General features: G+C 53.9%; 22 protein-coding genes and 1 tRNA gene. 11 read left to right on the forward strand and 12 right to left on the reverse strand.

Translation table 11 applies throughout. From position 1 onward, the window contains the following. Window positions 1–4: 4 nt before the first annotated feature. The 5 genes from ACR0JG_RS16850 to ACR0JG_RS16870 all read right to left on the reverse strand — a co-directional run bounded on the left by ACR0JG_RS16850 (window position 5) and on the right by ACR0JG_RS16870 (window position 4,550). Window positions 5–454: a MarR family transcriptional regulator gene (locus ACR0JG_RS16850; RefSeq protein ID WP_170647199.1), complete on the reverse strand. Its 450-nt coding sequence runs from the start codon at window positions 452–454 to the stop codon at window positions 5–7. Further along, on the reverse strand, window positions 444–1,544 hold the full coding sequence (locus tag ACR0JG_RS16855) for an Acg family FMN-binding oxidoreductase (protein WP_480571313.1): 1,101 nt from the start codon (window positions 1,542–1,544) through the stop codon (window positions 444–446). The genes ACR0JG_RS16850 and ACR0JG_RS16855 overlap by 11 nt, the downstream gene beginning before the upstream one ends. 215 nt (window positions 1,545–1,759) lie before the next feature. Then, a complete protein-coding gene (locus tag ACR0JG_RS16860) occupies window positions 1,760–2,437 on the reverse strand; it encodes a GntR family transcriptional regulator (RefSeq protein ID WP_480571316.1) in 678 nt (225 codons plus the stop codon). Next, the gene (locus tag ACR0JG_RS16865) at window positions 2,434–3,465 is read right to left on the reverse strand and encodes a Gfo/Idh/MocA family protein (RefSeq protein ID WP_170733516.1); all 1,032 of its coding nucleotides are present in this window, start codon (window positions 3,463–3,465) and stop codon (window positions 2,434–2,436) included. The genes ACR0JG_RS16860 and ACR0JG_RS16865 overlap by 4 nt, the downstream gene beginning before the upstream one ends. Next, entirely contained in the window at window positions 3,462–4,550 is a 1,089-nt protein-coding gene (locus tag ACR0JG_RS16870; protein ID WP_480571319.1) for an isocitrate/isopropylmalate dehydrogenase family protein, read from the reverse strand. Before ACR0JG_RS16870 ends, ACR0JG_RS16865 begins: the two co-directional genes overlap by 4 nt. A 135-nt stretch (window positions 4,551–4,685) precedes the next feature. Between ACR0JG_RS16870 and ACR0JG_RS16875 the strand changes: the two genes are divergently transcribed. The 7 genes from ACR0JG_RS16875 to otnC are packed head-to-tail and all read left to right on the forward strand — an operon-like array spanning window position 4,686 to window position 11,008. Continuing rightward, window positions 4,686–5,693 (forward strand): tripartite tricarboxylate transporter substrate binding protein, encoded by a 1,008-nt coding sequence (locus ACR0JG_RS16875; protein ID WP_170423468.1) that lies wholly within the window; start codon window positions 4,686–4,688, stop codon window positions 5,691–5,693. Window positions 5,694–5,749: 56 nt separating this feature from the next. Further along, window positions 5,750–6,499, forward strand: coding sequence for a hypothetical protein (locus ACR0JG_RS16880; protein ID WP_223117477.1), 750 nt, complete (start codon window positions 5,750–5,752; stop codon window positions 6,497–6,499). Window positions 6,500–6,503: 4 nt separating this feature from the next. Then, a complete protein-coding gene (locus tag ACR0JG_RS16885) occupies window positions 6,504–8,015 on the forward strand; it encodes a tripartite tricarboxylate transporter permease (protein WP_170638038.1) in 1,512 nt (503 codons plus the stop codon). Further along, complete coding sequence (locus ACR0JG_RS16890) at window positions 8,015–8,302, forward strand: putative quinol monooxygenase (RefSeq protein ID WP_170423472.1); 288 nt, start codon at window positions 8,015–8,017, stop codon at window positions 8,300–8,302. Before ACR0JG_RS16885 ends, ACR0JG_RS16890 begins: the two co-directional genes overlap by 1 nt. Further along, window positions 8,299–9,099, forward strand: coding sequence for an N-acyl homoserine lactonase family protein (locus ACR0JG_RS16895; protein WP_480571322.1), 801 nt, complete (start codon window positions 8,299–8,301; stop codon window positions 9,097–9,099). Before ACR0JG_RS16890 ends, ACR0JG_RS16895 begins: the two co-directional genes overlap by 4 nt. Beyond that, a complete protein-coding gene (otnK, locus tag ACR0JG_RS16900; RefSeq protein ID WP_480571325.1) occupies window positions 9,093–10,370 on the forward strand; it encodes a 3-oxo-tetronate kinase in 1,278 nt (425 codons plus the stop codon). The genes ACR0JG_RS16895 and otnK overlap by 7 nt, the downstream gene beginning before the upstream one ends. Continuing rightward, complete coding sequence (otnC, locus tag ACR0JG_RS16905) at window positions 10,367–11,008, forward strand: 3-oxo-tetronate 4-phosphate decarboxylase (protein WP_480571328.1); 642 nt, start codon at window positions 10,367–10,369, stop codon at window positions 11,006–11,008. Before otnK ends, otnC begins: the two co-directional genes overlap by 4 nt. Before the next feature lie 599 nt (window positions 11,009–11,607). Here the strand turns inward: otnC and ACR0JG_RS16910 are convergent. The 4 genes from ACR0JG_RS16910 to ACR0JG_RS16925 form a co-directional block, all read right to left on the reverse strand. Next, on the reverse strand, window positions 11,608–12,663 hold the full coding sequence (locus tag ACR0JG_RS16910) for a linear amide C-N hydrolase (RefSeq protein ID WP_480571332.1): 1,056 nt from the start codon (window positions 12,661–12,663) through the stop codon (window positions 11,608–11,610). Next, window positions 12,572–13,042 carry a hypothetical protein gene (locus ACR0JG_RS16915; protein ID WP_480571335.1) on the reverse strand — a complete coding sequence of 157 codons (471 nt, stop codon included), beginning with the start codon at window positions 13,040–13,042 and terminating at the stop codon, window positions 12,572–12,574. The genes ACR0JG_RS16910 and ACR0JG_RS16915 overlap by 92 nt, the downstream gene beginning before the upstream one ends. A 387-nt stretch (window positions 13,043–13,429) precedes the next feature. Further along, a complete protein-coding gene (locus ACR0JG_RS16920; protein ID WP_480571338.1) occupies window positions 13,430–14,734 on the reverse strand; it encodes an LCCL domain-containing protein in 1,305 nt (434 codons plus the stop codon). A 21-nt stretch (window positions 14,735–14,755) separates the two neighbouring features. Next, window positions 14,756–15,754, reverse strand: a complete 999-nt coding sequence (locus tag ACR0JG_RS16925) for a hypothetical protein (protein ID WP_480571341.1) — start codon at window positions 15,752–15,754, stop codon at window positions 14,756–14,758. Between the two features lie 200 nt (window positions 15,755–15,954). Between ACR0JG_RS16925 and ACR0JG_RS16930 the strand changes: the two genes are divergently transcribed. Further along, complete coding sequence (locus ACR0JG_RS16930) at window positions 15,955–16,539, forward strand: hypothetical protein (protein WP_480571344.1); 585 nt, start codon at window positions 15,955–15,957, stop codon at window positions 16,537–16,539. Window positions 16,540–16,799: 260 nt separating this feature from the next. Here ACR0JG_RS16930 and ACR0JG_RS16935 read toward each other — a convergent pair. Further along, window positions 16,800–16,875: transfer RNA gene (locus ACR0JG_RS16935), tRNA-Ala, on the reverse strand. Between the two features lie 137 nt (window positions 16,876–17,012). Next, entirely contained in the window at window positions 17,013–17,336 is a 324-nt protein-coding gene (locus ACR0JG_RS16940) for a TIGR02300 family protein (protein ID WP_170402007.1), read from the reverse strand. 100 nt (window positions 17,337–17,436) lie between these two features. Here ACR0JG_RS16940 and ACR0JG_RS16945 point away from each other — a divergent pair, with 100 nt between their 5' ends. From ACR0JG_RS16945 to ACR0JG_RS16955, 3 genes are all read left to right on the forward strand, one after another. Next, a complete protein-coding gene (locus ACR0JG_RS16945) occupies window positions 17,437–18,129 on the forward strand; it encodes a M48 family metallopeptidase (protein ID WP_480571347.1) in 693 nt (230 codons plus the stop codon). Window positions 18,130–18,159: 30 nt separating this feature from the next. Next, complete coding sequence (locus tag ACR0JG_RS16950) at window positions 18,160–18,807, forward strand: GntR family transcriptional regulator (RefSeq protein ID WP_170395556.1); 648 nt, start codon at window positions 18,160–18,162, stop codon at window positions 18,805–18,807. 111 nt (window positions 18,808–18,918) lie between these two features. Beyond that, window positions 18,919–20,049: a lytic murein transglycosylase gene (locus ACR0JG_RS16955; RefSeq protein WP_170513731.1), complete on the forward strand. Its 1,131-nt coding sequence runs from the start codon at window positions 18,919–18,921 to the stop codon at window positions 20,047–20,049. A gap of 4 nt (window positions 20,050–20,053) precedes the next feature. Here the strand turns inward: ACR0JG_RS16955 and ACR0JG_RS16960 are convergent, their stop codons facing one another. Beyond that, window positions 20,054–21,016 carry an acetyl-CoA carboxylase carboxyltransferase subunit alpha gene (locus ACR0JG_RS16960; protein ID WP_170395560.1) on the reverse strand — a complete coding sequence of 321 codons (963 nt, stop codon included), beginning with the start codon at window positions 21,014–21,016 and terminating at the stop codon, window positions 20,054–20,056. Window positions 21,017–21,018: the final 2 nt, after the last annotated feature.

Below are 21,018 nucleotides of genomic sequence, written 5' to 3' on the forward strand. Positions count from 1 at the left end.
TCGGCTAGTCGCGCTCGCTGTCCAAAGTTTCGCGTATGAGCGTCAGATTAGGCAATGATTCATGGAACGGTTCAGGCCCGAGTTCGGACAAAACTGGAGCCAGGGATTCCGACATCCGCTCCATACAAGCTTTCAAAAACTCAGCGCCTTGCGGTGTAGGCCGAGCAATTTTCGAACGCTTGTCATTGGGGTTGGCTTCAAGAGTAATCAGGTCATGATTTTCAAGACTGGAGAGCATGTGCGTCATCGAAGTTTTAGGCACTTGAAACGCGTTCGAAAGTTGCTGTGGAGTTTCACCCTCGGGACGCCGTACCAGATGGCCCAAAATTCCGAATTGAGTCGCCGTCATTCTACCAGGCAAGAACGCTTCCAGCTTGGTCGAGATCAATTGATTGATGATCCCGACCTCGGTGAAGAATCGGTAAACTTCGTTGGTCTCATCTTCAGGCTTCATTCAGAATTCGTGTCTCCAGCGGCCAGCGGGGTGTGGGAATTGGTTCAGGTCCATACCCCAAACGCAGCAACATTTGCACCGTGTGGCCCGGTGACGCAAGAAGCTCATGCGCCAGAGCGTATTCATCGGCCATCTCAGGATACTCTTGAAGTGCCTGGCTGACCGGATGAACGCCTAGGCCCATTTCGGTTGTCTTCAGGTAGAAACGCATCAACTGACGTCCTGCATCAAGTTGATCGCTTCGCGTATTTGTGGCTGTCGCGAGGACTGCGTATTGCGGCGTCGCGTCTAGCATGGCGAAGTATCCTCGCATGTGTGATTGAGTGCCTGGGTGGTCAACGTTCATCAGGGTCTCGTTGTCCAATAGGCCAGTAAGTCGCAGCGTTTCCAGCATGGGATCACGCAGTTCAATCCCGTCTGGGTTTGCGTTGATTTCTGCTTTGCCGATCCGCATCAGGTCGACGGATTCTCTAAGGGTCTGTGGAGTTCGCATTTCGATTTCAAAAGCGCGTTTTGTGAGGTCTCGAATACGGGCCACTAGATCCTCATCGGAAATCAGAGTGGCATAGTTTTCAAGGACCGATATTTCCGCCTCAGAGAGCCGCTGTTCAGTGTACGGTTCTTTGTTGGAATGCCGTTTGAGGATTTGATCTGAGAGTGGATCGGATGCCGCGCCAGATACAAACATCGCTTCTGCGATAGGTCCGTCATTCCCATCTGGCAGTAACTCAACCTCTGTATCAAACCCGTGAGCACCTGCTGCCAGAACCATCGTCTCAACAAATGCGCCGAGGCCAATATAGAGCTGGCGGTGGTAAGGGTCGGTTTCAGGAAGCTCACGTTCAGGATCACGGTGGATGCGCACTTTGTCTTGCCCAACCAACTCGATCAGCCAAGGTTGCAAATTGTGTGGATTGGGGGCGAGAATTGCGTAGGACAAAGCAGCCTTGCGTGGGTCATCATACGGTTTTGGCGTCCACGGAGCTAAAGCTTCATGGGGTGTACGTGTCGTGAGAAACCCAGCCGCGCCCGTTGCCGCCAGTATTGTGCCTCCGCCTAGAATCTTGAGAAAACGTCTTCGGTTTGGCATCTTGACTCTCCAATAGTACGATATCGAACTAAAATAATACGAAATCGTACTATTTCAACCCCAATCGATGCAGTGATTGTTTGAGCGACTAGAAAAAAGAAAATCAGAGCAGCCGGAGGCAACTGTGGGTTGCCGTTGTCGACAAGTATTCGGAGCGCCTTTAGTACCGGAAATAAGCAGTTACTTTAGTTGACTAACGACCGGATACGAGAAGATCAGAGGCTGTTGAGCCGATGCTTTTCGAGTATCTCGCAAAGCATAGCCTTGGCTTGCAGCCTGTGTTCTCGATGACGTTCACGGGCGACATCCGGACGACCTTCACTAATCGCTTGGAAAACAACCCGATGATCTTCATTGGATTTGACGGGCAGGGGTCTGATGAACAAGGTCGTTGCGCGCGCGCGGCGCACCTGGTCGCTCATCATGGCGACAATCGCTTCGACCCGTTTGTTGCCGCCCAACCGAACGAGCTCTTGATGAAATAACTCATCGGCCTCGGCCCAGGCTTCAAGATCTTCGGCTTCGATGGCTCGGTCCATCTTCGCAATTGATCCAGCAAGTACTGCCAGTTCATCTTCTGAATAACCCGCTTCGGCAGCGCGTTGTGCAGCGAGGCTCTCGAGCTCCGTCAGGATGTCGTAGATTTCACGCATATCGCCTGATGAAACCGGCAGTATCCGCACGCCTTTGCGGGGCCGCATCTCCAACAACCCCTTGCTTTCCAACATCAGCGCAGCTTCCCGTATCGGGGTGCGGGACATACCAAGGGTTTCGGCGAGTTCCGACTCCAGGTGGTCAGTTCCGGCTGCAAGTTCGCCGGACAGGATCATCTGCCGCAAATCCCTAACGGCGCGTTGCGTATTGGAAAGAGTTTTTGCGTCTTGACCCTTCACGGCGTCTCCAGGTTGATCTTTCGTCCCTCCGCAGCCGAAAGATAGATGCTCTCTTCGATGCGGATCACGTCCAAATAGTCTCGGGCCGTGTTTTCCAGCGGCGTGCCCTTTACAAGGCCTGAAACGACGTGACTTTGCAAGGCGTGGACGCAATCGCCGCCAAATCCATTATGATCGCTTGGAGGTAGAATTTGCTGCTGCGCCTGCTTTCCAAAAGCGCGGAGTTCAACTGAACCATCGCCGTTAAGAACCAATGATCCTGTTGTTCCTTCAATGAGAGCTTCACCCATAGTTTGACGCAGGTTTTTGGCGCTGTGGTCAAGACACCTGTTCCCATCGAACAGAGCTTTCAAACCATTGGGATGATCAAACAGGATATAGCCGGCGTCCTCACCCGCGATAATGGGGTTCACTTGGCGCAAGTCCGCATAAACTGCGATGGGCGCATCGAACAAGAATCGGAATGTGTCTACCCAGTGAACTGCTGTTTCATGAACCAGGAAACGCGGCATGTCCTGAAAATACGGCTGCCGGTCAAGATAGGCGCGTGGTCCTTGTCCGTCGCCAGGCCGAAGCCGGAAAGTAGCTTGTAGAGGTGTACCAATTCGACCCTCGGTCATCGCCTCTTTGATCGCGCGATACCAAGGTTGAAAGCGAAAGTTCTCGTGTACAACAATAGTTGCTCCTACCGCTTCGGCCTCTGCAACAATTTTCTCAGCTTCATGCAGCGACATGCAGAAAGGTTTTTGGCAGATCAACCACTTTATTCCAGAGTGCAGCGCCGTTCGGATGGCATCGGCCTGCGCCAAAGGTGGAAGGATGATGTCCACGAGATCTGGTTTTTCCGCCTCCAGCATTTTTGACAGATCATCGTAAGCGGCCAGTCCTGTTTCTTTCGCCTTTTTGATGTCACGGTTGCAGGATGCAATCGGAACCGCTCCGGGCATTCGAGACCAGCTTTCGTAGTGGAACTTGCTGAAATACCCCGCACCTACGCACGCGACCGTGATGGCTTGTTGAGTATTCATGCCAACAATGCTTCCAATACCGATGAGGCTGCGTCCTGCGTTCCGGCGGTGCCACCAAGGTCACGCGTCAGGTTTTGACCGCTTTCAGTCACCTTTTCCACGGCTTCCCGTAAACGTTCGCCATCTTTGGACAGTTCTGGATGATTATGGGTCAACCCTAACCATTCAAGCATCATTGCTGCAGACAGGATCATCGCAAAAGGATTGGCAATGTCTTGTCCCGCAATGTCCGGAGCAGAGCCGTGACAGGGTTGGAACACGGCATGGTTCAACCCGATATCTGCTGAAGGAGCCAATCCAAGACCGCCCATAAGGCCGGCGCCAAGGTCAGAAAGGATGTCGCCGAACATGTTTTCAGTCACCAAAACATCGAATTCCCAAGGCTTCTGCACCATCCAAAGCGCAGTGGCATCAACATAAGCATGGTCTGCCCGCAATTTGGGATGGCGAGCGGCTTCAGCGTCAAACATCGATCTGAAGAATGCAAAGGCGCGGAACACATTGGCCTTGTCGACACAGGTAACCCGCCCCTTGCCACGCCCTGAAGCCTTTCGGTTTTTGGCAAGTTCAAACGCGAACCGGAATAGCTTTTCAGATATCTCGCGCGTGATCAAAAGGGTTTCACGTGCCTCGTCTTCGGTGACTTCCCCCGCGCCTTGAGTGAAGAACAACCCTTCCGTGCTTTCACGAATCAAGACAAAGTCGATCTCTTTTCCGGGAGGCAGCGCCAAGGGGGTCATTTGTCCGCTGCTAACCTTTACCGGACGCACGCCGGCAAAAAGGCCGAGCTGCTTCCGCAGGTCGATCTGTGGTGAAATCTCGGTTCCGTCAGGGTAGCGAACATCCGGCAAACCCATTGCAGATAGCAGAATCGCATCAGCCTTGCGTGCAGTTTCAAGTGAACCAGTCGGAAACGATTCTCCAGTTTTGGCGTAGTGGGCTGCGCCCGCCGGAGCGTCTGTAAACACCAGTTCGTAGGAAGGACTGCCGCGCGAGAGCTGACGCAGAATTTCAAGCGTAGGGGCCATAATTTCCGGGCCGATTCCGTCCCCGTGGAACACCGCGACATCGTAAGTCTTTTTCATCTTGGCCCGCTTCCTTCCAGTTTCGCATTCATAGCGCGATAGCAGCTTTCGCTACAGTCCGTTGACAATGCATTCTTTAATGTATACGCAAATAAATGCAATAATAAACGCAAGGATGTTTGGGAGGACTTGGAAATGAAACTGAAGCTAGGGCAGTTGGCGGCCGCAGCCGTGATTGCAACCGGGATTTCAGGGGCTGCTACCGCGCAGGATTACCCTTACCGTGATATCACCACAGCTGTGGTCTGGGGGGCCGGTGGCGGCACGGACACGATCAACCGAATGATCATGGCCGAAATGGAAAAACACCTTCCAGTCTCGATCAATGTGATCAACCAAACCGGTGGGGTCGCAGGCTCCAACGGCATGGTCTACGTCATGAACCAACCAGACGATGGCTATACACTGGTTGGTCTGTCTGAATCGAACGTCACCGCTGCTGTGCAGGGCGGTTGGGACAAGAAATTTGACTTTTGGTATCCGTTTATTGTTGGCGGATCACCCGATCTGATCTCGGTTCCGGCGGACAGCCCTTACAATACTCTGGAAGAACTGGTCGACGCTGCCAAAGCCGCTCCTGGCACTATTCCCGCTGCCGCGTCCGGCGCGGGTTCGATCCACCACTTGAATCTTCTCGCCATCGAGAAAGGGTCCGGTGCAGAGTTCAAGTTTGTTCCATACAAAGGCTCAGCGCCCGGGCAGGAAGCGGCGATAGCAGGTGAGGTTGCGTTGGTTGTGACTTCGCTGGCTGAACAAGCTCCTTTGATCGAAGGCGGACAGTTGAAGCCACTTGCGATGTTGACACCGGAAGATGCGCAGATTGCCGGAGCTACAGTGCCATCTGCCTTTGGCATCTATGACGGTCTCGACAAGTATCTGCCACTAAAACAAGCCATCGGATTTGCCGTTCACAGCTCGGCTGGAGATGATGTGAAGGCGGCCCTCGGCGAAGCGTTCGAGCAGGCGATTGCATCCGATACCGTCGCTGAATGGGCTGAGGCAAACAATTATGATGTCGGTGGTCAACACGGCGAAGAAGCTCAAGAATTGTTTGCGAACCTTGAGGCTACTTTTGCCTATACCTTGCAAGATTTGGGCGCTGCCACGGTCGATCCAGCCTCGCTGGGTATCGAGAAGCCCTAATCCGATCAACTTTGGAAGGGCGCGTCTGATCGCGCCCTTTCCTCCAGGAGGCAGGCATGGACAAAATCGACGAAACACTGGTCATGCGGACCCGCGATTTCTGGGCTGCGATTGTTCTAATAACAGTGTCCGTCTTTTTCCTTTGGAAGACGTTGGACATCCCACTTTGGGGTGAAAACCGCGCAGGTGTAAGTGGGTCGGACTGGTACAACTCGGCTGCAATTGTACCGTTGTTCATCTTCTGTGGATTGCTTGTGTTGTCCTTCGTCTTGCTGGCTAATTCGATCCGCTCAGGTGGAGCCCAGAACGCACTCACGGCTTTGGGGATTGGATGGGATAAGTCGGAAGCCTATCGAGCAACAACAATAGGCCTGATCCTTCTTGCATACGTCGTCGGGCTGGTTCCCAGAGTGGACTTCATATTGTGCTCGGGGTTACTGATTACAGCTTTGACTTACGGCTACTACGGCGGTCACGCGCGGCGTGCTTTGGTAGCCTGTATCGCAGTTGTTTCTGCCGGGGTTTTTGCGTTCGCCGTGTTTCCCGCGCAGGCGGAATGGAATGCACACGGTGATGATTGGTTTACACTGGCCCTATGGGTCTCGCTATCACTTGTGGTGTTGACCAAAGCGGCTTCCGAACGCGTTTTGCGGTTTGTGCCAGTCGTCGCAATACTGGCCCCGCTGATCCTCGTCTGCGCGATGGCCTTTATTTTCCGACAGAACGTGCCCGCGCGCGGGGGGCTGATCTTCAAGCAAATCGAATACCACTACTACGTGACGCTTCGTCCGTTATGGAAAGACTGACCGGATGGACTTTATCCTTTCGCAACTGGCTGGGTTTGGGACCGCATTCGTTGGTCTGGCAGTGGACCCGCTGACCTATCTGTATTTGATTGCTTCCGTGTTCCTAGGCATCACGTTCGGCGCATTGCCCGGCCTGACCGCAACGCTGGCAGTGACGATCCTGACGGGATTTTTCGGCAACAAGATCCCATTGGACTATTCGCTTATCGCTTTGCTCGGGGCCTATGTCGGCGCGATTTACGGCGGCTCTTACCCGTCTATTCTGCTGAACATACCTGGCACAGCAGCCAGCGCGGCGACGGCCATGGATGGCTACCCTCTGGCCAAAGCAGGTCGAGGGGGCGAAGCACTTGGTCTGACCACAACGGCCAGCTTTATCGGTACGGTTATCGGGACGATCACGCTTTTGATTTTTGTCTGGGCACTGCTTTTGGTTTCGAAGAACATCGCGAGTCCGGAAAAAGCACTCTTGGCTTTGTTTGGCATCCTTCTATCTGGCACACTTATGAGCGAGGATCTGGTGATCAAGGGATGGATCGCCGGTCTGATCGGGCTTGCAATGTCTATGGTGGGGCTCGATCCGCTTCTGTCTGAGCCGCGCTATACTTTCGGCTGGTCTTACTTGTTGAGCGGGTTTCAGGTCGTGCCAGTTTTGATGGGGGCCTTCGCCATCCCCCAAATCATCGACGGCTTGAGGCATGTTGAGGCCGGGAAAGTTCTGGCCCTGAAAGGTCGCATCCTTCCGAACCTACGCTCCATCCGACGCTACCTGCCCACCATTGGCCGGTCAGGAGTGATTGGGACCGGGGTGGGAGCGCTTCCTGGCGTCGGCGAAGATGTCGCCGGTTGGGTCAGCTACGGTGTCGGCAAGACCGTATCTGCCGAGGGCGACAAGTTCGGAAAAGGGTCATTGGAAGGTCTGCTATGCTCTGAAACAGCAAACAACGCCTGCATTGGGGGCGCGCTAATCCCGCTTTTGGTTTTGGGCATTCCCGGTTCACCACCCGCCGCGGCTTTAATGGGGGCTTTCAAGATCAACAACGTGATCCCGGGCCCCACGATAGACCCCGAGATCATTCTGCGCGTAGTCGCAATCCTGGTGTTGGCATCCCTGACTATGTTCTTGATGGGCCTGTTCACTGCTCGGGTCTTTATCAAAATACTCGCCATACCGCAGACCATCTTCTTGCCGGTTGTGATGGTTCTGACAACAATCGGGTCCTTCAGCGTCGGTGGTGGCATCAATGATCTCTACCTGATGCTTGGTGTCGGCGCCGTCGCCTATTTTATGAACCTGATGAAGTACCCAATCGCCCCGCTGGTTATTGGGGTTATACTGGGAAGCCTGTTTGACGAAACTTTCCGCCGATCGCTGTTCTTGTCGGACGGGGATCTTTCGGTCTTCTTTTCACGACCCGGTGCGGCCATTCTACTTGTGCTCAACGTTGGTCTGATCCTCAGCCAACTGCCCGTGGCAAAGCGCGCTTTCTCACGTCTGAAAGGACTTTCCGTCTGATGTTTGTGGTTACCGTCACCTTCACTCTCAAGCCCGGTACGAGAGAAACCTTTTTGCCGCTAATGGTCGAAAACGCTTCAACCTCTTTGCGTGAAGAACCCGGATGCCAGCAGTTTGACGTTTGCCTAGGCGACGATCCCGAGACAGTTTTTCTCTATGAGGTTTATGATGACAGCGTGGCGTTCTCCGCCCACCTGGAAAGCGCGCATTTCCAGTCCTTCGATACGGCTGTGGCTGATATGATCGCCACCAAGACTGTTCACCAGTATTCCGAGGTCATCCGATGAACGATTGGGAAATTCACGCCGTGAAATACGCGGATCGCAATGCCCGCACTCGACGCGACAGCTTCATATTGGATGACAATCACGATGCACCTCACGCGATGGACTATTTCGTTTGGGTGCTCAAGCGTGGCAACAAAGTTATACTGGTCGATACCGGATACGACGGCGACGAGGCAGCCGCCCGTGGACGTCCTATTGTGATGGACCCACGCGAGGCTTTGCGCCCATTGGACATCATGCCTGAAGCGGTGACCGAGGTTATCGTGACCCATCTTCATTATGACCACGCTGGGGGGCTGCATATGTTCCCAAATGCGAAGTTGCACATGCAATCGGCGGAAATGGCCTTCGCCACAGGTCCCTGCATGTGCCACGACCACTTACGCGCGCCTTTCTCGGCGGGCCATATCTGCGAGGTTGTAAAGCGTCTCTATTCAGGCAAGGTCGTGTTCTACGACGGAGAGGCCGAGATAGCAGATGGGGTGACCGTACACTGTATCGGCGGGCATTCGCGGGGGTTGCAATGTGTTCGTGTAAGAACAGCAGCCGGGTGGATGGTACTCGCCTCTGATGCCTCACACTATTACGAGAATTTCATGGCGCGCAAAGCCTTTCCCATCGTCGTCGACCTGCAGGACATGATGGATGGTTTCGAGACACTCGAGAAGTTAGCCTCACATCCTCGACTTATCGTGCCCGGCCATGATCCACTTGTGCGCGAGATTTTTCCCGTCGGAGCAGCACCGCACATCCATAGGCTGGATCCAGGGCCGACGAAGGACATTAAGATATGCTAATCGGCGTCATAGCGGACGATTTCACTGGTGCGAGCGATATTGCGAACACCTTGGCAAAGGGCGTCGAGCCGGAAGGTGGATTAAGAACCGCGCAGTTTCCAGGTATTCCGGATACCCCGGCCGACAAAGAGATTGAAGCGGGTGTCGTCTCACTCAAGATCCGCACTGCACCTGTCGAAGAATCTGTTGCGGACAGCCTGCGAGCCCTGCGATGGCTTAAAGATCAAGGATGCCGCCAGTTCATCTTCAAGTATTGCTCGACCTTTGATTCCACTAGGCAGGGAAATATCGGCCCGGTTGCGGAAGCGTTGGCCAACGAACTGGGCGCGCAAAAGGTGGTTTTCTGTCCAGCCTTTCCGACAACGGGGCGCACAATCTATCACGGCCATCTATTTGTGTTCGGCAAGCTGTTGAACGAGTCCGGGATGGAAAATCACCCTCTTACTCCGATGACGGATGCCGACATCAAGCGTTGGTTGCAGTATCAGACCCAAGAAGCGGTTGGGTTGGTTTCAATTGACGCCGTGACGCAAGGACCAGAGGCGATTGCTACTGCTTTGCGGAACGTCGACGAACGCTTTGTGATCGGTGATGCGATTTCGGACGAGGATTTGCTGGCCTGGGGCGAGGCTCTGAAGGATGCCCAGCTCATTACTGGGGGATCTGGGATAGCGCTGGGGCTGCCCAAGAACTTCGTCAGAAAAGCTTCGTCCAAAAGTGCTGGCAGTGTGTTTACAGGTATCGCTGGGCCTGCCGCTATCCTTGCAGGGTCTTGCTCAGGTGCGACCCGTGGTCAGATCGATGTTCATGCGGAATCCCATCCGACCTTCTCCATTGACGTTCCGGGTGTTATGTCCGGGGATGTGACTAAGCAAACGCTTCTGGATTTCTTTGAAACGCATTTAGGTCAGGCACCGCTCGCGTATTCATCGGGAAGCCCGGAGGATGTGCGGGCGATCCAAGACCAATTCGGTCAGGAAGCGGCTGCAGAAAAACTGGATAGTCTCTTTGAAGATACCGCCCGAGAACTTGTCCAAAAGGGCTACAAGCGATTGGTGGTGGCAGGGGGAGAGACGTCGGGAGCTGTTGCCAAGGCTGTCTCTGAGGCACTGGGGTCACCGGCCATGTCAATTGGGCCAGAGATTGACCCGGGCGTACCAGTCCTGAGCGTTGGAAAAACTAAACCCATTGCGCTGGCTCTAAAGTCTGGAAACTTTGGCGCTCCTGACTTCTTCACTAAGGCCCTCAGAATGATGGAGGTTGGCAAATGAGTTCCGAAGAACAGGCGCTGCGAAAGCAGATGTCGGACCTGTGTGCATCTCTGTTTGCGCGCGGATTTTCCGTCGGCACTGCGGGCAACGTCTCTGCTCGTCTGCACGACGGCATCCTCATGACGCCAACGAATACGACCTTGGGCGATATCGACCCCGAGCGCATCGCCAAGATTGATTTGAATGGCAACCACGTCTCCGGCGACAAGCCGACCAAGGAGATCTTTCTGCACAAAGCCTTTTATGAGACGCGGCCAGAAGCTGGTGCAGTGGTGCATCTGCATTCGACCTGGGCCACTGCACTGTCTTGTCTGGAAGACACCGATCCTGACGACTGTATTCCACCGCTTACGCCATATGTGGTTATGCGTGTCGGCACAGTCAAACTGGTTCCATACGTCAAGCCGGGCGACCCGACGTCCGGTGATTTGATCCGTGAACTGGACGGCAATTATAGTGCTGTTCTGCTGGCCAATCACGGACCCGTCGTATCGGGAAAGGACCTCTTCTCAGCGGTCTGTGCAGCAGAAGAGCTGGAAGAAGCAGCCAAATTGCTCATGGCCTTAAGAGGGATGCCAACCCGCATGTTGGATGCAGTACAAGTGGCAGAACTCAAGGAGACTTTCGGAACGGTTTAGGCCGACACCGAAATGGGGAGTTCGCAAACTTTTGGGCAAACCGTGAAAAACTATGCGTAAGTAGCACGCAAAGTTATGAGCAATCTTCCAAGATTGCCTTTACTGAAATCAATGCCGGAAATGCAACATTATGGGAGCACTTACAGCGGTTTGTAGGTGTACCCATAGCTTTGCATTTCGTTTAAAGATTTGCATCTTTGGCCCATAACCTTAAGCACAGCAACCATACATTGATCTTGGAGTTCAAAGGTAATTGCTTGCCTGGTAAATTCTTGGTTGGTCCCCAGACGCAATCGTAGTTCCTGTAGCCCAATTGCAAACGTCTGCTTCGGGCCCTGAGTTTCGCTTCGGCCCCAAAGGAAAATCCTGCTGCCAAAAAAGGAAGAACTATGGGTGGCGGATCAAAAGTGAGATGGTGGAGCCTAGGGGAAACGCCGCCGAACGCCTAATGTGCTGATAGTAAACACTATTGTAGTGTGGTGGTTTGTACTGTGCCTCACCTTAGTGCCACACCCGAACATAGGCAACTAGTACGTTTGGGCCGATGTCTTGGGCCACGTTCCCACTCTGTTGCTTCCGTGGCCCAAGTGCGCATGTGACTAGTTGGTCGGTGTCATGTCGACGATTGTGGGCTCGCGATTGCCACTTGTTGGGAATACTATCATCTCGTCACCAATCGCTTCGAAGTCGATTTGTTTGAGATCGACCATGTGTACAGTGCGGTCGTACATCGTGTGATAGTAGTAGGTCAGGTCTAGTGAGTTGCTTGCAGTTGTTACCTGTGTCGCGCTGTATAGCAAGTCCTCAGACTGTACATCGTCCTGAGCACCCTCTGCTGCGTCGGCTGGTATGTTGAAGTTATCGAGTATTCGGAACGCCTCGCGCACAGTGTCATATCCGCCTTCTGTCTCACGTGCCGTTTGAGAGAATGCAACCGCGCGGACGAACCGCGAAGGAGGAGTGAAATCACCGGGTAGACCAATCATTCCGCTTCCTGCGCCCAGCGGGGCAAAGGTGACGCCGCTGGCTTCGACTTCGGGAAGGCCGATAGCCGTCAGATTTACATAGTTGTTGAGGTTGGTCATGTGCCAGTCGTAGTTAGGCGAGTTGGTGATGACACCAAGCGGAGCCTCAAAGACGGTCAGTTCACCGTCAATGTACTCTACGACGATCCGTCCACCAAAGCGGTCTGCGACCAACATGTGGAACGGAAACGGGAAACCGAGTGTCTCGTCAACAACTCCTACAACACGTATGCCCTCAAGACCGGCCTGTGCCTCCTCAACTGTCTCGAACATAGACAGGACGTAGGCAGCTAGAAGGTCGCCGGGTATAGTGTTGTCAGCAAGATCGGGTAGATACTCTTGGTATTCTGTAAACCCCGGCAAATAGAACAGTCCGGCGGTCAATCCAGCCTCATTGATACCATCAGCAGGTGCTCCGTGGTCCAGCATACTAATGCCAACCATCCCAAAGCGTCCTGTCCAATCGGCCCCTTCTTGTCCGTCGGGCATCTCCCCTGCGCTGTAAGCAAAGCCCCTTGGTATGACGTTGATCTTGGTCTCAAGATCGAATGGCCCCCATTCCGCTGTTCTTGCGCGAACGATGCTTCCGTCCGTTCCTGTCAGCATGATCCCTGTACAGGCCCAAGCCATTGAAACGGATGCAACCAAGGCGACGCCAGCGCGTGCGCCGAGCTTTATCAATCTGTGCACCATCTTCGTAAGTCTCCTGCTGCTGAATTGGGTAACAATAAGGAAAGCCTACATGCGTGACACTAACATGTCTGCCTGCTACGGCCACCTCTAGCCTAAAGCTTTCGCCATCAATCACTTCCCACATGAAGTCGCTGACGTACGGTGCTGGGTAAGGGTTTCCGGGTTCGGTCATCCAGTGGGTCATGTTGGACCGCACGATCATATCAGACCGCACCCACATGCCGGGTCTGATATCGTCCGGTATGGCGTCAGTGGGGCGGTCTTCACCCCATGGTATCGGATCGCTCCAGCCAAGAGCTTTGTTCAGGTCTGTCATGGATTTCTCCTTTTCATCGATTGATGCGCATCCCGTCAGATCGACTGATCTACCGGCGACCACCCTTGGAGGCGGGTTGGTGGTCAGGCGGGATTGCCTGACGCTCTGGATGCTGGTTTCGTTTGCAGAATACGTATTGATCTTATGGGAATAGCTCCCATAGGACCCCCCTAAATTCGAAGGTCAGTGCTCCTTAGGACGATAGTTTTCGCTGGTACGACAAGCTTAGTGTGCTCGATTTAGCGCGTTGGTGATGCATCACTCTCGACGACCTGTTGCCGCTCAAAGCAAGGCATGGGTGTTCAACTACTAATGAACTGACGCCGAACTACAAGTTCCTGAAACTAGTTCGCATTCGGAAGGAGGTATGGCGTACGACGGTGGTTTTCACTCAGCTATTCGTGGGGACAAAAGTTGGCCTATGAAGACAGCGTAAGCACGGCCTGCAACCATTTCCGAAATTGCCTCGATGTCATGATTAATGATTGCATTGCCAATTCCGAGAAACTCTTCATTGGCTCTTTGGGTCGCATATTCACTCTGTGTGAACGCGGCGATGGTTTGAAACCCGGCGTACTTTCCAATTTGATAAACCACTGATCCAAAGGGTACGGTTCCAGCTAATTCATGAACCCAAATCTCGGTCTCAACAGCAACCCCATAGGCAGTATTGAGGAGTTCAGAATATTCACCGGCATCCAAGAACTCATCCGTTGTTACTGCGCTTGACCATGGGAGAGTTGGCAGTTCCTCATAGGATTGGACCATCGTGGGACTTGAGGACCGTGTTGCATCTGCCCTGTTGAGCGAGTTGCTGGCGGCTAGTGGCGAAACAATATGCGCGTTTGCAAAAGCCAAAGGATATTGGTTCATAGCTTCGTCCACAGTCAGGCTGTCATCACGATGAAGGCTAATTGCTCCCCGTCGCATTCGGCCATCTTCGCTAACTTCATCGATATCAATGAAGCGTGATGGGCTGATCATTTCGCCTTCTACTCTTCCCCAGAAACGATCTTCAAACAGCCAATAGCCAACAAAGTGTTCTTCTGTACCACTTGTTACTTGCATCAACACTGTGCCCGGCGGAAACACTCTCCAAGTAGCAGTGCTTGCTCGTGGGTGTCGGAAAGCCCGAACTCCATCAACTTCCTGTAAATTGATGAGCTCTGATCCAGTGAAGTAGTATTTGAGGTTACCTGCTTTCCAGAAACCGGCAAGTTCGGCGATGTTCGTTGGCCTCGGTATTTCTTCAGCGCTTCTATGTCGTTCCCTTTCGACATCCTGTTCGGTTCTGACAGGTCTGATTACAAACGCAGGACCGCCACGGGCTTCCCGGCTCCTGATCCCGTTTCTTTCGCTCGCAGGGAAGGCACTCAGATCGGCATGAGGCTCGACAGCAATCGTACCGTTACCATCGATATCCAGTAATCCAGAATGAGCGGCGGCCTTACAAGGGTTCGAACCCATCTTGTAGATACCATCGCCATACAATCGCCCATCTGTACTACCTGAGCATTCACAAACGGTTACTCGCCACGGATGGCTATAGTTCCCGCACCAGTCATACGCCCCCGATTGAAGCGCATTTGGACCGTGTTGTGCGTTTGCAAAGCCGGTTGCAGCGTGAGTAATCGCTATTAGAAGTGCCGCTCTTTGGATCAGGTTTTTGTTTGAGAACCGCGTTTTCAGCATCGTTTTAACCAAGACTGGTTATTATGATCCGCAAGGGCGATAGTTTAGAACATTACCCAGTTCTGGTTGCGTCATGATCAAGCGCTTATCTTGCAGCTCAAGTTTAACTTTTAGCGAGTTCTCCGTAGTCGCGGCTTGAGCATGCGACTTCAACTTACAGTGCTGTGTCGTTTCGAACAAATTGCTTCCCTGCGAAATTTGCTGGTCGAATTTGCAATCCCCAGTCGCGCCGCCATAATAGTACTTTAGTCCAGTGGTACTGATTTCCACATAATTGTCGTTGGAAGCGCAAGCTGAGTTGATACCATCTGCGCTTGCAGTTCCGACAGTGTTTTCGTCAACAAAGCGCCCGATAAGTGGGCTTTCAACCCGTTCTTGAGCTGCAGACTTTCCTTGACCTGAAACTGCCGAACCAAGAATTTTGCAGCGTTCGACGCTACGGCTCAGTACTTCCAAAAGTTCCTTGCGGTCCGCTTTATCAGCCGCAGATAAAATTACTTCCCTCACTTCCGCGCTGTTGCTTCCAAGAAAAGCTGTTCCATCCGAAGTAAAAGTTTCCTGCTCTACATAAATCGGATCGGTTCGTTCGGTTGTTATCCTAACTGTGTCATTGAAGCGAAGCCTTGTGTTTACTTCGACGCCATACAATCGAGCCAAATCTATGGTGTATTTGGTATCAATCCTTTTCCCTTTGAAAACATTTACTCCACTGTCGTCGATGGCCAACTCGCAAATGCCGACAGGGTCTGCTTTTAAGACTTTGTACTGGGTCGAAGTTTCTAAAATCTCGGAAAGCGTTTGGATATCTTTCCAAGCGTCCTTTTCGATGTCTTGTTCGTCGGTCACTTCAGATGAGGGGTCGGATTTATTGGCAAACGCGGCATTAAAGCACTCTTGCCTGACCTCTTTGTTTTCAATGGCCGCGCAGTCTTCAACGGTCTGAGCCTCGGCGTTTGTTAGTCCAAGGAGAAATACTGCGAAAGCAACTAATATTCGAACGAAATGCATAACTTCCAACACTCGGCAACCCAATAACTTACCTATCATTAACACAAATCGGAAGACTGTCTTAGAAATTCTTGCCGGGGGACAATCTCAACTATTTCCGACCATCAGTGCTTCTCCAAAAAGCATTTGCCGGTCACGGACAAAGTCCGGGTTGGCCAGCTACCTCACTTCAACTTTTCTTGGTGCCTTGCAAGAAGTGCAATTCAATGCCTATGGTTGACGAAATTGGATGTAGTTTTTTTTGTAGCGAGGTTTTTCTTATGCGTTATTCACCTATTCCGCCGTTGGGTGGCGCGATTTTGTTGGCGTTTACTTCGACTTCCTTCGCAAATGATTGTGCCTCTATCGAAAACGATATTGAACGCTTGAATTGCTATGATAGTGCCAATCAAAGCTACACTTACGATGGAAATACTTCAGGCAGTTTGGCTCAAATTTTCTCGCACAAAGAAGCAAAAATTGAAAACTTGATGGCAGTAAATCCAAGTGGATGCTCCATGGAGTACTATCGACAAAGCATGGATGACGGGTCGCTGACAAAGTGGATGATTGCCTTAAGCAACTTGGACGCAAACTCAATTGAGAAACACAATACGTCTAATCCCTACTACGAAGGTCGGTTGGTCAAGATATCGAGTAAGCGAGGCACGCTGATCGATAAGGTCGCGCTGAATGCTCAGGGGCAAGTTACAAAAAATGAGCCGGAGCGCACAACCATCTTGGTGGTTGCTGAGAAGGAAGATGTTCCTGAAGCAGTAGGTCTCTTGAAAGCGTTTGCACAGCACTGTCAAAGATAGATTTAGTCGGTTTTCCAGTTGGTGTTGCATCAATGTTTGTGAAGGTCGGCAACCTTTGTCACGTAGGTCCAAGCTGGACCGAATGCTTAAACCAATTGGTTGTGTTGGATTACCCGAATGTATGACTGGAGGCGGTTCAACTCGGTACAAATTACCCAATCCGCAGCAGTTGATATCACTCGAATTCAGAACTATGTGGGGGTTTGTGTGGGGTCGAGAGACCCTGACACGTGAAAAGCGCAGTGTTTTCAAGAGAGGTATGGTGGAGCCTAGGGGAGTCGAACCCCTGACCTCTTGCATGCCATGCAAGCGCTCTCCCAACTGAGCTAAGGCCCCATATAGGTACCGTCGTAACGGTGGACGGACGTTTATGAGACGCCGTCGATGAGTGCAAGTCCTAAAATCGGAATCGGCAAAAAATTCAGACCGACTTCGCGGACCGGGTCGAGGCGGCGGGGCCGCCTCGGGATCCATCAGTTTTCGTCTTCTGACGACATGTCCTTAATATCGTCGAGTGAAACGTTATCGCCATCGTCATCGTCGTCCAGCAGATCATCGTCCAGTTCGACATCGACGTTGTCGTCATCATCCAGAACGATATCTTCGTCCGACGACGCTTCGCGCGCCTTGACCGATGCGGCATCTTCAGCATCCGCGGCGATCATCCGGCTTTTTCCGGTGTCCAGCTCCACGACCTCGCCCGTATAGGGGCTGACGATCGGGTCCTTGTTCAGGTCGTAAAAACGTTTGCCGGTTGTCGGGCAGACACGCTTTACGCCCCATTCTTCCTTGGGCATATCAAATCCCCTTGATATCAGGTGAATCTCATCAATGATTCAGGTCACCTGCCACATGCGGCAGACACTGTCAAAGCCTTTGCGCAAAGGAGGCCCACCCATGGGGCGACACGCATTGCCCGGAACACCTCCGGTGCCGCTGACACTGCGCAGATCGGCGCGCGCACGGCGGATCAGTTTGCGAATTTCCCAATTGGATGGACGGGTTACGCTGACCTACCCGACAGGGGTGGCCGAAGCCGAAGCGCTGGATTTCGCACAGCAGAAAGAGGGCTGGATCCGCGGGCACCTGCAGGATCGACCTAGCCTTGAAGCAGTTGGCGTAGGGCAGTTCATTCCGATCGAGGGTACGGCGCGGCGAATCGTTCCTGCATCGGGGCGGAGGGTCTTGCTGAGTGGCGATGCGATCGGGGTTCCGCCCGGTGCCGAAGCACGGCGACTAGCGCGGTTTCTAAAGGAGCTTGCCCGCGATCGTCTGACCGGTGCGTGCGATGATTACGCGGCGATGCTGGGGCGGTCGTACAGTAGCCTTACTTTGCGCGATACGCGTTCGCGCTGGGGGTCGTGCAGTTCTGCGGGCGGGTTGATGTTCTCCTGGCGGTTGATCCTCGCCCCGACAGAGGTTCTCCATTATGTGGCCGCGCATGAAGTGGCGCATCTTGCCGAAATGAACCACTCACCTGCGTTCTGGGCGCAGGTCGAGCGTATTTTTGGCCCTTACAAAGAACCACGCCGCTGGCTGCGAGACAACGGGGCTGAACTGCACAGATATCGCTTCGACTCCGTCGCTTGACCTCAGCGCGATTTGTGATCACATAAACTCATGTTAACCTCACGCCCCGCCGAGTCTCATACGGCAACCCATGATCGCGTTTATCGCGCCCTCAGATCCCGCATCATGCATGGAGAGATTGCCCCGGGGCAGGCGTTGACGCTGCGCGGGATTGGCAAGGAATTCGGTGTGTCGATGACTCCCGCGCGCGAGGCGGTGCGACGTCTGGCGGCAGAAGGTGCTTTGTTCCTGTCCACCTCCGGTCGGGTATCAACGCCGGAACTCACGCGCGATCGGATCGAAGAGCTGGCGGCGCTGCGCGCGCTGCTTGAGGTTGAACTGGCCAGCCGGGCCCTGCCGCGCGCGCATATGGCGCTGATTGACCGGTTGCAAAGCATCAACATGGCAGTAGCCGAGATGGTCACGAAACGCGATGCAGTGGGATATATCCGTGCAAATCTGGAATTTCACCGCACGCTGTATCTACGCGCACAGGCCCCCGCGATGCTTGCCATGGCCGAAACCGTCTGGCTGCAGCTGGGTCCCACGATGCGTGCCCTATACGGTCGGTTGCGGAGGACCGAGCCACCGCACTACCATCGTCTGATCATCGCAGCGCTCAAGGCCGGGGATGAGCCTGGGTTGCGACTAGCAGTGCGTTCGGATGTGACCCAGGGCTTACGGCTGCTTGTGACCTGAGCGGCTTGTTGCCCATCTCTCAACTCAGTTGATTTAGGATGTCGCTTTGCTGGCTTGAGCGACCGGGCTGCGCTATTCTGAACGCAAATCACAACAAGAGCAGATTTAACCATGATTAATCGAAGAGTGTTTTCCTTAGGGCTTGGTTCAACCCTGTTGGCGGCCTGTTCCACAGGCACCGCACCCAACAGTGCTCCGGCTTCGCGGATGCGTGCGGTTCCGAACGCAGGATGGGATGCCTGGGTGGCCAGTTTCAAAAATCGGGCAGCGTCGCAGGGCATTTCACAGACGACCCTTAACCGAGCGTTTCAAGGCGCAGGATATCTACCCGACGTGATCGAACGCGATCGCAATCAGGTCGAATTCAAACGCTCGCTTGAGGATTATCTGGCCATTGCCGCGTCGGACGAGCGGATCAGCACCGGCAAACAAATGCTTGTGCGGCATGCAGGAACCCTGTCGCAGATCGAAGCCCAATACGGTGTCGACAAAGAGGTCGTCGTGGCTGTTTGGGGCCTGGAAAGCCGCTATGGCGCACGGCGGGGCGATGTACCGGTGATCTCGGCAACGTCGACTCTGGCCTATGACGGGCGGCGCGGAGCGTTTTTTGAGAAGCAACTGGTGGCAGCACTGAAGATCATTCAAGAGGGCGATACGACCCCGGCTAACATGACCGGCAGCTGGGCCGGAGCGATGGGCCATACACAGTTCATTCCGACATCTTACCTTGCTTATGCAGTCGATTTCACCGGCGACGGGCGGCGCGATATCTGGTCCGATGACCCAGCAGATTCACTTGCCTCAACGGCGGCTTATCTGGCACGTGCCGGTTGGGTGCGAGGGCAGCCTTGGGGCGGTGAAGTCGGCACGGTTTCGGGCACGCCGGCGGCAGTGCTGCAACCGCAGACGCCTGGCCCACGTATTGCTGTGTTCCGCAATTTTCAGGTGATCAAGCGCTACAACAATTCGGACAGCTACGCGATCGGCGTAGGTCATCTTTCTGATCGCATTGCTGGCGGCGCGCCGTTCCAAGCGTCATTCGGGCCGGATGCGACCGGTTTGACGCTGGAGGATCGTAAAGAACTGCAGCGCCGCCTGACATCCGCGGGCTATGACACACAAGGCGCAGATGGTGTTATCGGCAAGAATACTGAGGCGGCAATTAGCGCCTACCAGCGCGCCAACGGGTTGTCCGTGACTGGCCAGCCTTCGGTGGCTCTGTTGCAGCGGTTGGGTGGCTGACGGGTTAAGCCGCCAGCCCTTTCGAACCGATATCCAGGAACTTCTGACGGCGGTCCTTGATCAGGGCTGCCGCGTCTTTCCCATCAAGCTCTTCCAGCATCGAGGCAATTGCAGACCGCACGGCTTCGACCGCCGCCGGGCGGTTGCGATGTGCACCGCCCTTGGGCTCGGTGATGATGTGGTCACAAACGCCCAGCTTGTGCAGATCCTGAGCGGTAAGGCGCAACGCTTCGGCGGCCTCGCGCATTTTTTCGGCATCTTTCCACAGGATCGACGCGCAGCCTTCGGGCGAAATCACCGAATAGACCGAATGCTCCAACATCGCTACGCGGTTCGCAGTCGCAAAAGCGACCGCGCCACCAGAACCACCTTCGCCGATGATTACGGACACCAAAGGAACGCCAATCTTTAGGCACATCTCGGTTGAGCGCGCGATCGCCTCGGACTGGCCACGTTCTTCCGCCCCCTTGCCGGGATAGGCCCCAGCTGTATCGATCAAGGTGATTACCGGCAGGCCAAAGCGGCCCGCCATTTCCATCAGGCGTACGGCCTTGCGATAGCCCTCGGGGCGGGCCATGCCGAAATTGCGTTCAATCCGCGATTTGGTATCGCTGCCTTTTTCGTGGCCAATCACCATGACGGGTTGATCGTTGAACCGCGCCAGACCGCCAATTACCGCCAGATCGTCGGCAAAGTTCCGGTCACCTGCCAGTGGGGTGAATTCGGTAAACAGCGCATCCACGTAATCGTTGCAGTGTGGACGTTCAGGATGACGCGCCACCTGACATTTCCGCCATGGGGTCAGATCGGCATACAGCTCGTCCAGAAGCTTGGCGGCCTTGGCATCCAGCGCGGCGGCCTCTTCCGTCACATCCATTTCTTCATTGGCACGGGCCAGCGCGCGCAGCTCTTCAGCTTTGCCTTCGATCTCGGCCAGCGGTTTTTCGAAATCCAGATACTGGGTCATGA

Source organism: Ruegeria sp. AD5, from assembly GCF_056542345.1.